We start from the raw sequence: 14,389 nt of genomic DNA, 5'->3' as shown, positions 1-14,389 counted from the left end.
CGTTCAGGCTCCGGTTAGTAGCGCGCGCGTGGCTGCCTCGATGTCGTTCTGGCGCATGAGGCTTTCGCCGACGAGGAATGTCCGGGCGCCGCACGAGGACAGGCGTACCAGATCGGCATGGATGTTGATGCCGCTTTCGCTCACCAGCAGCGTGCCTTCCGGCGCCAGCGGGGCGAGGCGCTCAGTCGTGCCGATATCGGTGGCGAAACGTCGCAGGTCACGGTTGTTCACGCCAATAAGGCGCGATTTCAAACGACTTGCACGCTCCATTTCAGATTCGTTGTGAACTTCGACGAGGCAGTCGAGGCCACGCTCGATCGCAGCGGCTTCGATTTCCGCCATCAGTACGTCGTCCAGTGCGGCGACGATGATGAGGATGGCATCGGCACCGATCGCGCGCGCTTCGGCGACCTGCCAGGGATCGACTATGAAATCCTTGCGGATCACCGGAAGGCTGCAGGCGGCGCGGGCCTGGATGAGGAAATCCTCGTGGCCCTGGAAGTAGGGAGCATCAGTGAGCACGGACAGGCACGCGGCGCCGCCCCGCTCATAGGCGACCGCGTGCTGTGATGGCTGGAAGTCGCTTCTGATCAATCCTTTGGAAGGCGATGCTTTCTTGATTTCTGCAATCAAGGCGTAGCCGGTCGCGGCTTTGGCGCGCAGTGCCGCCTCGAAGCCGCGAGGGGGCGTCTGCATGGTAGCGCGGGCATCGAGATCGGCGATCGTGGCCAGCGGCTTGCGGGCGGCGACTTCCTCGCGCTTGGTATCGCAGATTTCGGTAAGTTTATCGGACATGGAATCCTCGTCAGGCGCGGGTTGCCGCGATCCAGCAGTCGAGCAAAGCCTTGGCGAGGCCCTTGTCGATCGTTTCTGCCGCTTCTTCGACGCCCTCGGCCCAGCTGTCCACTTCACCCGCCACCAGCAGCGCGCCTGCGGCATTGAACAGGACGGCGTCGCGATAGGCCCCGGGAGCGCCCATCAGCAGGTCGTTGAGGGCACGGGCGTTGTAGGCGGGGTCGCCGCCGCGAATGGCATCGACTGCGGCCGTCGGCAAACCGGCATCCTGCGGAGCGACGCGGCGCATCGACAGTTCCCGGCCGCGAATGTCCGCGACTTCGTTGCCGCCTGCGAGGCTCAACTCGTCGAGGCCCTCGTCACCGGAAATGACCATCGAGTGCTCGGTGCCAAGCCGCAGCAGGGCATCGGCGTAGATCGGCACATAAGCCGGGCGCGCGATGCCGACGAGCTGGCGCGAGACTTGCGCCGGGTTCGCCAGCGGCCCCATCAGGTTGAAGATCGTGCGGCGGCCTAGCGACTTGCGCAGCGGCATGAGCCGACCCATCGTCGGGTGGTGGCGCGCGGCGAACAGGAAGCCGATGCCGATTTCGGCGAGCGTGGATTCCGCAGTCTCGACGGCGCGGTCGAGGTTCAGCCCCATCGCTTCGAGGGTATCGGCGGCGCCCGCTTTGGAACTGGCAGCGCGGTTACCATGCTTGGCGACGGGGACGCCCGCAGCCGCGACCACCAGAGAAACGGCGGTCGAGACGTTGAGGGTGTGGAAGCCGTCGCCGCCGGTGCCGCAGACGTCGATGGCGCCTGCGGGCGCCTTCACCGGGATCATCCGCTCACGCATGGCGCGGGCCGCGCCCGCGATTTCGCTGGCGGTCTCGCCGCGATCCGACAAGGCGACGAGGAACTCGGCGATTTCGGATTCGGGCATTTCGCCGTCGAGGATTGCGGCGAAGGCGGCCTGCGCCTCGTCCTCGGCGATCGGGTGGAGGGGGTCGGGAAGGGTCATGCGCTCAGACGTTCCGGCAGTTTGGCCTCGATACCGCAAGTACGCAGGAAGTTCGCGAGCATGGCATGGCCGTGCTGGGTGGCGATGCTTTCCGGGTGGAACTGGACGCCGTGGATCGGCAGGCTCGCATGGCGGAAGCCCATGACATGGCCGTCGTCCGAGCGGGCGTTCACCACCAGCGTCTCAGGGATATCCTCGACGATCAGCGAGTGATAGCGCGTCGCGGTGAAGGGCGAGGGCAGCCCGGCGAAGACTCCGGTGCCGTCATGCGTGACAGGAGAGGTCTTGCCGTGCATCAGCCCGCCGCGCACGACCTTGCCGCCGAAATACTGGCCGATCGACTGATGGCCGAGGCACACGCCGAGGAGCGGCATCCCCGCGTCCGCTGCCGCGCCGACGAGGTCGAGGCTGATGCCCGCCTCGTTGGGGGTGCAGGGGCCGGGCGAGATCAGGAAGCCCTTCGCACCGCTGGAAATGGCCTGACCTGCGCTGAGCGCGTCGTTGCGCACGACTTCCACTTCGGCGCCCAGTTCCATCACGTAATGGACCAGGTTCCAGGTGAAGCTGTCGTAATTGTCGATGACGAGGATCATGACTTCGCCTTTGCGCTTTTCTCGACGACGATCAAGGGGCCGAGCGGAGGGCCGCCGTCGACGCGGCCATGTTCGGGGTCCCAGAGCGAGGATACGCTGCCGTCAAGGAACAGCGCATTGTCGCATTTCAGCGCGTCGCGGAAATAGCGCGCGAGCTTGCCGAAGGATACCGGCTCGTCGGAAATGACGAAGTGGGCGCGGCCCTTGTCATCGATGCCGACGCCGTTGCGCAGTTTCAGCGATTTGCCGTCCTCGTCGATCTTGGGATGCAGCTTGCCGGAGATGACCAGCATCGGGCCGGACTGTGTGCCGAAATCGGGACGGTCGGTGACGGACTTTGCGAAGTCGTCGCTGGCGCGGACATGCCAGTTGCCTGCCGCGTCGCCGTAGAAGACGCCGTTGGGGCTGAGGTGGAAGTTGCCCCAGCCTTCGTTGGTATTGAGGGCATGCTGCTTCTCGCCGTTCTCGACGTAGTAGCCGATCGGCTTGCCATCGGCGTCGAACATGCCGCCGTTCATCGCGAAGGCAACTTCGTGGCTGCGCGCCGGGCGGTCCACCGCGAGTTGCGAGAGGCTGCGATACGGCGCGCCGCCCTTGGGGCCGAGGACGGTGTGAATGGTGTGACGACCCGGCACGGCGGTACAGTGCGTGAAGCTGGCGCCCTCGAAGCTCGCGCCCTGGCATGGCGGAGGCGGCGGGGCGGACGGCTTGGCGGCGGGTTCTTCGGAGGAGCAGGCGGCGAGGATCGCGCAAGCTGCGAGGGCTAGTGGCGTTCGCATGCGATCAGATACGCTTGACCTGACACCGCCCGAAGCCTTCGCGAAAGCTGTCGAGAATGTCGTTAGCGACCTGATCCTTGGGCAACCATATCATGGTACAACCAGCTTCAGGCTTGGCGAGAAGAAGTCGTGCGTCTTCGGTCCACCAGCGGAAGTCCTTCCAGTTAAGGCTCAGGTCGACCGAGGGGCTGGCCACGGTGAAGCCGTCGCCTTGCATCCGATAGCTGGCGGCATTTCCGGCAAGATCGTTTTTCTGCCAATGGGTACGGGCCGTGCGGGGCAACGAATAGAAGAAGCCGATCGCGAGCAGCACTCCGGCTCCAACGAAATAGGCCAGTGAATGCAATGCCGATGCGCCGATCCTTGAAAGAAGGGACCCGGCATAAGCGCCGACGTTCAGCGCGGCGACGGTCACAAACAGCGCCAGCAAGAACAGGGCCGACCGCAATGTCAGCCACTGTCGGAGCAGATATAGCCGGTTGGCGTGCAGATAGTCGGGATAGCGGTATTCAGTCGTGAAGGCGCTCACTGCCCGAACCCGGGTTCCCCGGCCACGCGGATCGCTTCGCGCGCGGCGGCGAAGAGGGCGCCGCTCTTGGCTTCGCATTCGCGCTGTTCGTAGGCCGGGTCGCTGTCCGCCACGATGCCCGCACCCGCCTGCACGTGCAGGACGCCGTCCTTGAGGAGCCCGGTGCGCAGTACGATGCAGCTGTCCACCGAGCCGTCCGGCGCGAAGTAGCCGACGCCGCCCGCGTAAGGGCCGCGCGTCTCGGGCTCCAGTTCGGCGATGACCTCGCAGGCACGGACCTTGGGCGCGCCCGAGACGGTGCCTGCCGGGAAGCCCGCGAAGACCGCGTCGATGGCATCGTGCTTCGCGGTGTCGAGCCGGCCGACAACGTTCGAGACGATGTGCATGACGTGGCTGTAGCGCTCGATGGTGTAGCTGTCGGTGACCTCGACGGTGCCTGCAGCGGCGACGCGCCCTACGTCGTTACGGCCGAGGTCGAGCAGCATCAGGTGCTCGGCGCGCTCCTTGGGATCGGCGAGGAGGCCGGCTTCGTTGGCCTTGTCCTCGGCCGGGCTGGCGCCGCGCGGACGGGTGCCCGCGATCGGGCGGATGGTGACTTCGCCGTCACGCACGCGCACCAGGATTTCCGGGCTGGAGCCGACCAGCGCGAAGCCGGGCAGGTCGAGGAAATAGAGGAACGGCGAGGGGTTCACGCGCCGCAGGCTGCGGTAGAGCGCCAGCGGCGGGAGCGGGAACTCGCAAGTGAAGCGCTGGGCCAGCACGACCTGGAAGATGTCGCCCGCTTCGATGTAGTCCTTCGCGCGCAGGGCCATCGCCTTGTAGTCCTCCGGCGCGACGACGGGCGTGCGTACCGGCTCGGCGAGATCGGTGGCGACAGGCACGACGGGTGCAGGGGCGGCGAGGCGGCGCAGGGCTTCGTCGATGCGCTCGGCGGCGCGGTCGACGGCCGGAGCGGCGTCACCCGTTTCCGGCCACACCGGCGCAACGCAGAACAGTTCGTCCGAGAGCCGGTCGAAGATCAGGATCAGCGACGGGCGCACGAACAGCATGTCGGGCACTTCGAGCGGGCTTTGCGGCGCGCGCGGCAGCTTCTCGACAAGGCCGATCGTCTCGTAACCGAAGTAGCCGACGAGGCAGGCGAGAGCCTTGGGCAGCGCGACCGGAACCTCGCAGCGGCAGGTCTCGACCAGCGCGCGCAGTTCGGCGAGGGTGCCGCCGCCGAGCGGTGCGAACGCCTTGCGGTCGGCCTGCCATGCGCGGTTGATCTCGCAGGCCTCGCCGCTCGCGCGGAACACGAGGTCCGGGTCGAGGCCGAGCAGGCTGTAGCGCCCGCGCGTCTCGCCGCCTTCGACCGATTCGAGCAGGAAGTCGCCGCGCCCGTCCTCGATCAGCTTGAGGGCGGCGCCAACCGGCGTTTCGGTGTCGGCGACGAGCTTGCGCCAGACCAGCGCGGGTTTGCCCTGCGCCAGTTGCTCAAGCGTCGCCTTGCGGTCGAATTCGCGCTCCATTGCTGCCACCCCTCGCTTCGGCTCAGTTGGCGGCGGCGGTGCCGGCGAGCTGGTCGCGCACGGCGGCGATGGCATCGTCGTGACGCTTCACGCCGACGTCCTTGCGCATCGCGGCGCCGAGCGCGGAGGCGTAGCTCTGGCCGAGCTGCTGGCCGAGTTCGGTCTGGGCACGGCGGATCATGTCGGGCGAATCGATCGTGGCGGGCACGATGTCCTTGAGCTGGACGACGAACCAGCCGCGCTCACCCTCGGCCGACTGCACCTTCACAGTGTTCTTGGCCATGTGGAACATCAGCGAGACCGGCGGCGGCACCTGACGGCCCGACTGCAGCGCGGCGGCCAGGGTCGGGCGCGACATCGAGACCTGCTGCGGCGCGGGCAGCTTCTTGCCCGAGGCAGCCATGACCTGCTCGATCGACTGGCCCTTGCGGATCGCGGCCTGCATCTTGAGCGCGGCGGCCTTGGCGGCCTTGGAACCGGCGTCGATGGCCCAGGCGAGCTTCACGTCGTTCTGGATCTGCGCCAGCGGAGCCGGGGCGGACGCCTGGATGTCGGTGACGTCGTAAATCGCGAAGGACTTGCCCTTCTCGATCTCGGCGACCTGCGGCTGTTCCTGGCCCATTTCGAACGCGGTCTTGAGGAGCGGCTGCAATTCGGCGGGCATCGTCTCGCCGGGCTTCATGTAGACTTGCCCATCAGCGGTCAGCGACGGGGTCTGCTTGACCTCGGCGCCGAGCGACTTGGCGACTTCGGCGAGGTTGGAGCCGCCCGAAAGCTGCGCGTCGATCTTCGAGAAGGCGTCGCTGTAGGACTTGCGGGTCTTTTCCTCGGCGATCTGCTTGGTGAGGTCACCCTTCACTTCGGCAAGGGTCTTGGCCGGGGTCTTGATCTCCTCGTCGACGCGGATGACGTGCCAGCCGAGCACGCTCTTCTGCGGTGCGGCCAGCTTGCCGACCGGCGCGGCGAAGACGGCCTGCGCGACGGCGGCCGAGAACTGGCGCGAGAGATCCTCACGGCTGAACGATTCGAGCTTCGCGGCGGACAGGCCCTTTTCCGAAGCGGCGGCTTCGAGCGACTTGCCCTTCTCGACTTCGGCGACGATGGCCTTGGCGGCCGGCTCGGTCGGCACGACCAGCTGCGTGATGCGGCGATCGTCCTTGGCGGCATAGGCGGCCTTGTTCGCCTCGAAGCGCGCGGCGATCTCGGCGTCGGTCGGCGCGGCGGGAGCCGGGATCTTGTCGGCGCTGACGAGCGCATAGCGGATCGTGCGACGCTCGGGGCGAACGAACTGGCCGGTGTGCGCCTTGTAGAAGGTAGCGAGTTCGGCCTGGGTCGGCTGCTTGTCGGGCGCGAAGAGCAGCGAGGGCAGGGCGACCACGGTGCCGCTGCGGGTCTCGCTGAGCAGCGAGGCGTAACGCTTCGCGGCATATTCGGACATGACCGAGCCGATCTGCGCGGGCACGACCAGTTCCTGCGCGATCATGTTCTTGCGAATGTCCTCGCGCAGGGCCTGTTCGGAGAGGCCCTGCTGGGCGAGGGCTTGGCGGAACACGTTCTGGTCGAACTTGCCGTCGACGCCCTGGAACGCGGGGATCTGCGTCAGTTCGCTGTCGACGAGGCGGTCGCTGAGGACAACGCCGTGCTTCTCGCCGTAGACGGCGAAAGCGACGCCGTCGATCAGGCTGTCCAGCACCTGCTGGAGGCCGCCCTCGGCGATCAGCTGCTTCATCGTCGCGGTCGGGCTCTGCTGCTTGACCCGCTCGAGGCCGCGCTTGGCGCCGAGGGACAGTTCATCGGTGGTCACCTTTTCGCCGCCGACGGTGGCGACGGCAACCCCCGGAGCCGCGCTGCCGGAACCGCCGAGGCCCGCGATATCGCCACTGGCGAACGCGAGGGCGATGAGGCCGAGAACGACGAGGCCGACGATCGCGCCGACCTTGGACTTCAGAAACGAGCGGAAGAAATGGAGCATGAACCGTGCCGATCAGCAGAATATTGGCGCGAAACCGTGAGGCTTCGCATGTAAACGGCGCAGGCTTTAGGGGGCCTTCGCGCATCCTGCAATGCCGCTTGCGCAAGCCTTGGGCAAAAGCCGCGAGGTGGCATTACTACTACACTGGTGGAGAATCCCCGCGCTTAACCATCCATGAATTTTGACAAGCGATGCTCTGGTGCCCTAGCTGCCCGGCGACAGCGACGACCTGATTCCCGGTTCCGCGGCAACGGCATTACCGGAAATCTGCGAGGGGGACCCGCGGGGGAGTTCCCGAAGGTTCGCCGAGATCGATCAAAGGATTGAAATGGCTGGATTGCCTTACATCGTCGGAAATTGGAAAATGAACGGCACGCGCGCCATGCTGAACGAGGCGCGCGCAATCGATCGTTCCGCCCAGCGTTTCCCCAAGGTGCAGGTCGGACTGGCGCCGCCCTCGACCCTGATCTTCCGCATGCGGGACGCGGTCGAGTTGATCGGCGTCGGCGGGCAGGACTGCCATGCGAAGGAAAACGGCGCTTACACGGGTGACGTTTCCGCACCGATGCTCAAGGATGCAGGCGCCGATTTCACGATCGTCGGCCATTCGGAGCGCCGTGAATATCACGGCGAAAGCGACGCGGACGTCAACGCCAAGGCGCAGGCCGCGCTTTCGGCCGGTCTGGCGGTGATCCTGTGCGTCGGCGAAACCGAGGCTCAGCGCGATGCGGGCGATGCCGAGGGCGTGGTCACCGCGCAGCTCGAAGGTTCGTGCCCCATCGCAGACGGCGCGCCGGAAAAGCTCTCGGTCGCCTATGAGCCGGTATGGGCCATCGGCACCGGCCGGGTGCCTTCGGTCGCGGACGTGGCAGCCATGCACAAGGCGATTCGCGCCAAGCTGGTCGCCATCTACGGCGATGCTGGTGCGGATGTCCGCATTCTCTACGGCGGTTCGGTGAAGGCCGACAACGCGGCCGAACTCCTTGCGGTGCCGGATGTCGGCGGCGCTCTGGTCGGCGGTGCGAGCCTGACCGCCGAGAGCTTCCTGGCGATCGTCGGCGCGGCGGCTTCGCTCGCGGAGTAAGCCCGATCCATGCGCCGTCCTGCGGGGCGGCGCAGCAATAAAGTTGCCGGGTTGCGCGCTCGCCCGCGAGCGCCTATCTGCCCGGTCAAGAAAGCGGGGTATGTCCCCGCAATAAGGCTGAGACGAAGATGTTCCTTTTCCTGACCGTGGTGCAGGCTCTGGTTGCCGCCATGCTGGTGGGCGTGATCCTGGTGCAGAAGTCCGAAGGCGGCGGCCTCGGCGTCGGCGGCAGTCCCTCGGGCCTGATGTCGGCACGCGGCGCGGCCAACTTCCTGACCCGCGCGACCGGCGTTCTGGCGACTGTCTTCGTGGTGCTGAGCATCGGTCTTGCCGCTCTCGCCGTCAACGAGACGAGCGGTCGCGACATCGACACCTCGCTCCAGCGCAACACCGCTCCTGCGCAGTCTGCTCCGGTCCAGCCTGCTGACCCTCTCGGCGGCGCGGCCAACCCGGCAGCTCCGGCTGCACCCCAGCAGGGTGCGCCCGCTGGCGACTCGGTTCCGACCGATCCGCTTGGTGGTGCTGCCAAGCAGTAAACCCTGCAGGCGCTTTCGAGCGCCTCACCGTAATCGGAATGCCGTCTGGCGCAGTCAGACGGCATTTCCATGTGTTTGATCTGTGGAATGAGGCTCCGGGCGCTTGCCTGAGGGCCCCCATGCAATTTAAGGCCCGATTCCCATGGCGCGGCATATTTTCATCACCGGCGGCGTGGTCTCCTCGCTGGGCAAGGGTCTCATGGCGGCGAGCCTCGCGGCTCTGCTCCAGGCGCGTGGCTACAAGGTCCGCATTCGCAAGTTCGACCCCTACCTGAACGTCGATCCGGGCACGATGAGCCCGTATCAGCACGGCGAGGTCTTCGTGACCGACGACGGCGCCGAGACGGACCTCGACCTCGGCCACTACGAGCGCTTCACCGGCGTCTCGGGTCGCAAGGCCGACAACATTACCTCGGGCCGCATCTACCAGGACATCATCGCCAAGGAGCGCCGCGGCGACTACCTCGGCGCGACCGTGCAGGTGATCCCGCACGTCACTGATGCGATCAAGGACTTCGCCCTGACGGAGACCGAGGATCTCGACTTCGTGCTGTGCGAGATCGGCGGCACCGTCGGCGATATCGAGGGACTGCCCTTCGTCGAGGCGATGCGCCAGCTGCGCAACGAACTCGGCCGTGAGGGCACCTGCTTCGTCCACGTCACGCTGGTCCCCTACATCGCCGCTGCGGGCGAACTGAAGACCAAGCCGACGCAGCACTCGGTGCGTGAACTGACGGGTCTGGGCATCCAGCCGGATATCCTGCTGTGCCGCTGCGACCGCGAGCTGCCCGAAAGCGAGCGCCGCAAGATCGCGCTGTTCTGCAACGTGCGCCCGCAGGCGGTGATCCAGGCGCTCGACGCCCCGAACATCTACGCCGTGCCGCTGCAGTATCACCGCGAGGGCCTCGACGCCGAAGTCCTGCATCACTTTGGCATGCTGGAATCGGCCAAGGCGCCGGTGCTCGAGCGCTGGGACGACATCACCGACCGCTACCAGAACCCTGAGGGTGAAGTGACCATCGGCGTCGTGGGCAAGTACATCGGCCTGCAGGACGCCTACAAGTCGCTGAACGAAGCGCTCGTCCATGGCGGCATGGCCAACCGCGTGAAGGTCAACGTGCGCTGGATCGACGCCGAAATCTTCGAGAAGGAAGATTCCGAGATTGCCGCCGCGCTCGAACCGATGCACGGCATCCTCGTCCCCGGCGGCTTCGGCGAGCGCGGCACCGAGGGTAAGATCGCCTCGGTCCGCTTCGCGCGTGAACGTCAGGTGCCGTTCTTCGGCATCTGCCTGGGCATGCAGATGGCGTGCATCGAGGGCGCGCGCTCGGCGGGCATCGCCAAGGCCAGCTCCACCGAATTCGGCCCGACCGAGGAACCCGTGGTCGGTATCATCACCGAGTGGATGACCGAGGACGGCCTCCAGACCCGCGCCGAGGGCGGCGACCTTGGCGGCACCATGCGCCTTGGCGCCTACACCGCCGCGCTCTCGCCCAACAGCCATGTCGCGGCGATCTACGGTTCGACCGAGATCAGCGAGCGCCACCGCCACCGCTACGAAGTCAACGGCTCGTACCGTGAGGCGCTGGAAGGCAATGGCCTGATCTTCTCCGGCATGTCGCCCGACGGCCTGCTGCCCGAGATTGTCGAGCGCCCGGATCACCCGTTCTTCGTCGGCGTGCAGTTCCACCCGGAACTCAAGTCGCGCCCGTTCGAGCCGCATCCGCTGTTCGCCGGCTTCGTCGCCGCGGCGCTGCGTCAGGCGCGTCTGGTCTGACGATGCTTGTTTCCCCTCCCGGTGCGGGAGGGGAAGGGCTTCTCCTATCTCCGTAACGGAGCCATCTCGTCTGGCCGCGAGACGGCACATCCGGGCATGCTTGGCGCAATGCCGATGCGGAGCCACGGATGTCCACGATCGTCCTCGAATTCAACGAGTTGTCGCCAAGGCTGCTCGACCGCTTCATAGCCGAGGGGCATCTGCCGAACTTCCGGCGCCTGCGCGACAGCGCGCTGGTCGCGGTGACCGATGCGGAGGAGGAAGCGCCGTATCTCGAGCCGTGGATCCAGTGGGTCACGGTTCACACAGGGCTTTCCTACGCAGAGCATCGCTGTTTCCAGCTCAATGACGGCGCCGCGCTGGATGCGCCGCGCATCTGGGATCTGGTGAGCCGCAGCGGGCGCAGCAACTGGATTTGCGGTAGTATGAATGCGGCGTCGCAGCCGGGCTTCCGGGGGCATTTCCTGCCCGATCCCTGGGCGACGGAGCCGATCGCCCAGCCGCCCGGCCATTTCAACGCCTACACAGGGCTGGTTCGCAGCTATGTGCGTGAACACAGCGCCAGACCGGATGTATCCGGCGCGGACTTTGCGCGTTTCGGCCGTTTCATGCTCGCACATGGGCTTTCCGCAAGGTCGGTGCTGGCCGCGATTCGCCAATTGGCGGGGGAGCGAAGTGGTAACGTCAAATGGCGACGGGCGATGATACTGGACCGGCTGCAGTGGGACCTGTTCCGCTCGATCCACCGCAGCGCCCGCCCCCATTTCTCCACGTTTTTCCTGAACAGCACCGCACATTTCCAGCATTTCCACTGGCGCGAGTTCGAGCCTGCGCTGTTCGGCATCCAGTCCTCGACGCAGGATCTGGAGACATATGGGGCGAGCGTGCTCGACGGCTATCGCAACATGGACCGGATGGTCGGGCAGGCCCTGACCATGACCGGGGAAGACGACAATCTCGTGCTCGTCACCGCGCTGGGGCAGCAGCCCATGTTGTCCCACGAAGAAGACGGCGGCAGGCAGATATTCCGGCACCGGGATATCGATCGACTGCTCGCGTTCGGCGGGGTCGCGGCAGAGTGGACTTATGCCCCGGTAATGTCGCAACAGTTCCTGCTCCACTTTGAGAGCGATGCGTCGGCCCAAGCGGCGGCGACACGGATCGAGGCGCTGCGCCTGTCCGACGGCAGGCAGCCGATGTGGGCGCGGCGGCAAGGCGCGACGCTGGATGCCGGCTGCATGATCGAGCAGGCTCCGGGTGAGGACGTGATGGTGACGTCATCCGCCACCAACGAAGTGCTGCGCTTCTCCGACCTGTTCTATCCGCTCGAGGCGCTGCGCAGCGGCAAACATCATCCGGACGGGGCGTTCTGGATCAGGGGGCCGGGCATCCGCGCGGAGCGTCTTGCCCAGCGCGTTTCGCTGCGCTGCGTGGCACCCACGCTCGCCGATCTGGCAGAGGTCGGAGGGCGTTTTTCGGCGCCTTCGCTGCTCACACCCGCGCGGATGGAGGTAGCCGCCTGAGCGCTTTTTGCAATGCAGCAATTTCCGCTTCCGCGTTCGCCGTCGCCGTTATAGCCTGCAGGATCGCGCGAAAATGGAGGCTTGGGGTAGTATGGGGAACGGTTCGATCGTCGAGTTCATCGCAGGTCTTCCCAAGGCGGAACTGCACGTCCACCTGGAGGGAACGCTGGAGGCGGAACTCAAGTTCAGGCTGGCGGAGCGCAACGAAGTGGACCTGCCTTACGCCGATGTCGATGCGATGCGGGCCAGCTACGTCTACCATGACCTGCCCAGCTTTCTGGCGATCTTCTACGAGGGCAGCTTCGTCCTGCACCGCGAGGAGGACTTTCGCGATCTGATCTATGCCTATCTGGAAAAGGTCGCAGGGCAGAACGTCGTCTATGCGGAGATGTTCTTCGATCCGCAGCAGCACACCGATCGCGGCATCCCGTTCTCGGTGATGATCGAAGGCCTGACGCGCGGCCGCATCGAGGCGGAGCGTGATTTCGGTATCCGGTCGCAACTGATCATGTGCTTCGTGCGGGAACGCAGTGCGGAAAGCGCGATGGCCGTGTTCGAGATGGCTCTGCCGTACAAGCACCTGATCGTCGGGCTGGGGCTCGACTCCGATGAGAAGGACAACCCGCCCGAAAAGTTCGCCGAGATATTCCGGCGCGGCCGTGAAGAGGGCTTCCGGCTGACGATGCACTGCGATGTCGATCAGAAGAATACCCACGAGCATATCCGGCAGGCCATCGAAGAGATCGGTGTCGAACGGATCGACCATGGCGCCAACCTGCTCGACCGGCCCGAACTGATCGCCATGGCCGGGGAGCGCGGACTGTTCTTCACCGTGTGTCCGTACGCCAACGAGATGATGCGCCCCGGAGAGCGGCAGTCGATCGCGCGGGGGATGCTGGACCGGGGTTTGCGGCTGACGCTCAACTCGGATGATCCGGCCTACATGGAAGGCAAGTACATCAACGAGAACATGCTGATGGTGCATGAACTTGCCGGTTTCGAACGGGAAGACCTGCTGACCGTGACGCGCAACGCCTTCGATGCCGCGTGGATCGACGAAGACCTGCGGCGCGAACTGCACGGCAAGCTCGATGCTTATGCGCTTGCCGCCAGCGGCTCGGGCGCCGTCTCCAGCGCCTGAGTTCAGCGGTTCCGGATCAGCCGATCATCGTCAGGTAGGCCGAAACCGTCACGATCGACAGCACGGTGGAAATCAGGATCACGCGCGCGGTGACGCCGGCTTCACGGCCATAGAACTCCGCGAGCATGAAAGGGCCGGTTCCGGTCGGCAGCATCGCGAGGAGCACGGCGGCATGGCGCGCGGGCGGGTCAAGCGGGAACAGCGTGACGGCCAGCACCCAGGCCAGCAACGGGTGGACCGCCAGCTTGAGCGTCACCAGCATCGCCGTCAGCGTACCGGCTCCCTTTGCCGCCTGACGCTTTTCTCCGAGGAAAAGGCCAAGGCCGACCAGCGCCGCCGGAGAGGCCGCGCCGCCCAGCATTTTCAAGAAAACCTCGACGGGCTGAGGCACGGCCATGCCGGTGGTGGGAAAGAAGCAGGCCACGATGGGTGCCACGATGAGTGGGTTGGTCGCCAGCGACTTGCCGACTTTGGCAGCGACGCGCAGCGGATGGCTGCCGACATGGAGGCGGATTTCTATCAGCACGATGGCGCCTGCGAACAGGACGCAGGCGACGACGATCGTGGAGATCAGCGTGAGCGTATTGCTCCATGCGCCAAGTGCGGCGAGGAGCAAGGGAAAGCCGAGGAAGCCGGTGTTCGGATAGCTCGCGGCGAGCCCCAGCACGGGGCCATCGGCCTCGAAGCCGGAATGCCGGGCGTGTGCGGCAACCGTCAACGCGAAGATCGCCATGGTGCTGAGGGTGAACACGGCCAGGAAATGGGGCTGCCACAATTGGTGCCAGCTGGATTTCGCGACGATATCGAACAGCAGCGCGGGCAGGGCGAGGTAGACGACGAAGCGGTTGAGTTCACTGGTGGCCTGCGGTCCCATGACGCCGATCCGCCTTGCCAGCCAGCCGGCGAAGATTAGCGAGAAAACGGGCAGCACGATCCCGAGGATCGCGGTCATGAGCACAAGGTCCGCAACATGACTGCAGGCGCTACTGTCGAGAAGCACGCTATGCGAGGATTAATCCGGCACCGTGCATGCGTTCTGCGCAACATCGCATGCAAAAGGGCGGCCCGGACAACCGGACCGCCCATAGCGCCGTACTCGGCACTCACGCAAAGGGACGGGAAACGCGAGCGCCGTTGCGGGCGGTTACG

General features: G+C 65.9%; 13 protein-coding genes. 5 read left to right on the top strand and 8 right to left on the bottom strand.

Features of this window, described 5'->3' with window-relative positions:
• Positions 1-3 precede the first annotated feature (3 nt).
• From trpC to LH128_RS27755, 7 genes are read right to left on the bottom strand one after another with little or no spacing between them, the layout of a single operon-like run.
• Positions 4-795 carry an indole-3-glycerol phosphate synthase TrpC gene (gene trpC / locus LH128_RS27785; protein WP_008833031.1) on the bottom strand — a complete coding sequence of 264 codons (792 nt, stop codon included), beginning with the start codon at positions 793-795 and terminating at the stop codon, positions 4-6.
• Positions 796-805: 10 nt separating this feature from the next.
• On the bottom strand, positions 806-1,798 hold the full coding sequence (gene trpD / locus LH128_RS27780) for an anthranilate phosphoribosyltransferase (RefSeq protein ID WP_008833030.1): 993 nt from the start codon (positions 1,796-1,798) through the stop codon (positions 806-808).
• On the bottom strand, positions 1,795-2,391 hold the full coding sequence (locus LH128_RS27775) for an anthranilate synthase component II (RefSeq protein WP_008833029.1): 597 nt from the start codon (positions 2,389-2,391) through the stop codon (positions 1,795-1,797). Before LH128_RS27775 ends, trpD begins: the two co-directional genes overlap by 4 nt.
• Positions 2,388-3,170: a phosphodiester glycosidase family protein gene (locus LH128_RS27770; protein ID WP_008833028.1), complete on the bottom strand. Its 783-nt coding sequence runs from the start codon at positions 3,168-3,170 to the stop codon at positions 2,388-2,390. The genes LH128_RS27775 and LH128_RS27770 overlap by 4 nt, the downstream gene beginning before the upstream one ends.
• Positions 3,171-3,174: 4 nt before the next feature.
• Positions 3,175-3,699, bottom strand: a complete 525-nt coding sequence (locus tag LH128_RS27765; RefSeq protein WP_008833027.1) for a YcxB family protein — start codon at positions 3,697-3,699, stop codon at positions 3,175-3,177.
• Entirely contained in the window at positions 3,696-5,207 is a 1,512-nt protein-coding gene (locus LH128_RS27760; protein WP_008833026.1) for an anthranilate synthase component I, read from the bottom strand. Before LH128_RS27760 ends, LH128_RS27765 begins: the two co-directional genes overlap by 4 nt.
• Positions 5,208-5,229: 22 nt before the next feature.
• On the bottom strand, positions 5,230-7,179 hold the full coding sequence (locus LH128_RS27755) for a peptidylprolyl isomerase (RefSeq protein ID WP_008833025.1): 1,950 nt from the start codon (positions 7,177-7,179) through the stop codon (positions 5,230-5,232).
• 328 nt (positions 7,180-7,507) lie between these two features.
• Here LH128_RS27755 and tpiA point away from each other — a divergent pair, with 328 nt between their 5' ends.
• The 5 genes from tpiA to add all read left to right on the top strand — a co-directional run bounded on the left by tpiA (position 7,508) and on the right by add (position 13,240).
• Positions 7,508-8,263, top strand: coding sequence for a triose-phosphate isomerase (gene tpiA, locus LH128_RS27750; protein WP_008833024.1), 756 nt, complete (start codon positions 7,508-7,510; stop codon positions 8,261-8,263).
• A gap of 128 nt (positions 8,264-8,391) precedes the next feature.
• Positions 8,392-8,799 (top strand): preprotein translocase subunit SecG, encoded by a 408-nt coding sequence (secG, locus tag LH128_RS27745; RefSeq protein ID WP_008833023.1) that lies wholly within the window; start codon positions 8,392-8,394, stop codon positions 8,797-8,799.
• Positions 8,800-8,941: 142 nt separating this feature from the next.
• A complete protein-coding gene (locus LH128_RS27740; RefSeq protein ID WP_008833022.1) occupies positions 8,942-10,576 on the top strand; it encodes a CTP synthase in 1,635 nt (544 codons plus the stop codon).
• A 128-nt stretch (positions 10,577-10,704) separates the two neighbouring features.
• Entirely contained in the window at positions 10,705-12,099 is a 1,395-nt protein-coding gene (locus LH128_RS27735; protein ID WP_008833021.1) for a hypothetical protein, read from the top strand.
• Positions 12,100-12,190: 91 nt separating this feature from the next.
• Positions 12,191-13,240 carry an adenosine deaminase gene (gene add, locus LH128_RS27730; protein ID WP_008833020.1) on the top strand — a complete coding sequence of 350 codons (1,050 nt, stop codon included), beginning with the start codon at positions 12,191-12,193 and terminating at the stop codon, positions 13,238-13,240.
• Between the two features lie 16 nt (positions 13,241-13,256).
• Here the strand turns inward: add and LH128_RS27725 are convergent, their stop codons facing one another.
• Positions 13,257-14,192 (bottom strand): AEC family transporter, encoded by a 936-nt coding sequence (locus tag LH128_RS27725; RefSeq protein WP_008833019.1) that lies wholly within the window; start codon positions 14,190-14,192, stop codon positions 13,257-13,259.
• Positions 14,193-14,389: the final 197 nt, after the last annotated feature.

The organism is Sphingomonas sp. LH128, from assembly GCF_000293195.2.
Classification (GTDB): domain Bacteria; phylum Pseudomonadota; class Alphaproteobacteria; order Sphingomonadales; family Sphingomonadaceae; genus Novosphingobium; species Novosphingobium resinovorum_A.
Note: the sequence above shows the minus strand (reverse complement) of the source record. Positions and strands in the feature narration are given on the sequence as shown.

Bases quoted from the DNA above. Each gene is read 5' to 3' on its own strand.
- trpC (WP_008833031.1), bottom strand. From the start codon at position 795: ATGTCCGATAAACTTACCGAAATCTGCGATACCAAGCGCGAGGAAGTC.
- trpD (WP_008833030.1), bottom strand. From the start codon at position 1,798: ATGACCCTTCCCGACCCCCTCCACCCGATCGCCGAGGACGAGGCGCAG.
- LH128_RS27775 (WP_008833029.1), bottom strand. From the start codon at position 2,391: ATGATCCTCGTCATCGACAATTACGACAGCTTCACCTGGAACCTGGTC.
- LH128_RS27770 (WP_008833028.1), bottom strand. From the start codon at position 3,170: ATGCGAACGCCACTAGCCCTCGCAGCTTGCGCGATCCTCGCCGCCTGC.
- LH128_RS27760 (WP_008833026.1), bottom strand. From the start codon at position 5,207: ATGGAGCGCGAATTCGACCGCAAGGCGACGCTTGAGCAACTGGCGCAG.
- LH128_RS27755 (WP_008833025.1), bottom strand. From the start codon at position 7,179: ATGCTCCATTTCTTCCGCTCGTTTCTGAAGTCCAAGGTCGGCGCGATC.
- tpiA (WP_008833024.1), top strand. From the start codon at position 7,508: ATGGCTGGATTGCCTTACATCGTCGGAAATTGGAAAATGAACGGCACG.
- secG (WP_008833023.1), top strand. From the start codon at position 8,392: ATGTTCCTTTTCCTGACCGTGGTGCAGGCTCTGGTTGCCGCCATGCTG.
- LH128_RS27740 (WP_008833022.1), top strand. From the start codon at position 8,942: ATGGCGCGGCATATTTTCATCACCGGCGGCGTGGTCTCCTCGCTGGGC.
- LH128_RS27735 (WP_008833021.1), top strand. From the start codon at position 10,705: ATGTCCACGATCGTCCTCGAATTCAACGAGTTGTCGCCAAGGCTGCTC.
- add (WP_008833020.1), top strand. From the start codon at position 12,191: ATGGGGAACGGTTCGATCGTCGAGTTCATCGCAGGTCTTCCCAAGGCG.
- LH128_RS27725 (WP_008833019.1), bottom strand. From the start codon at position 14,192: ATGACCGCGATCCTCGGGATCGTGCTGCCCGTTTTCTCGCTAATCTTC.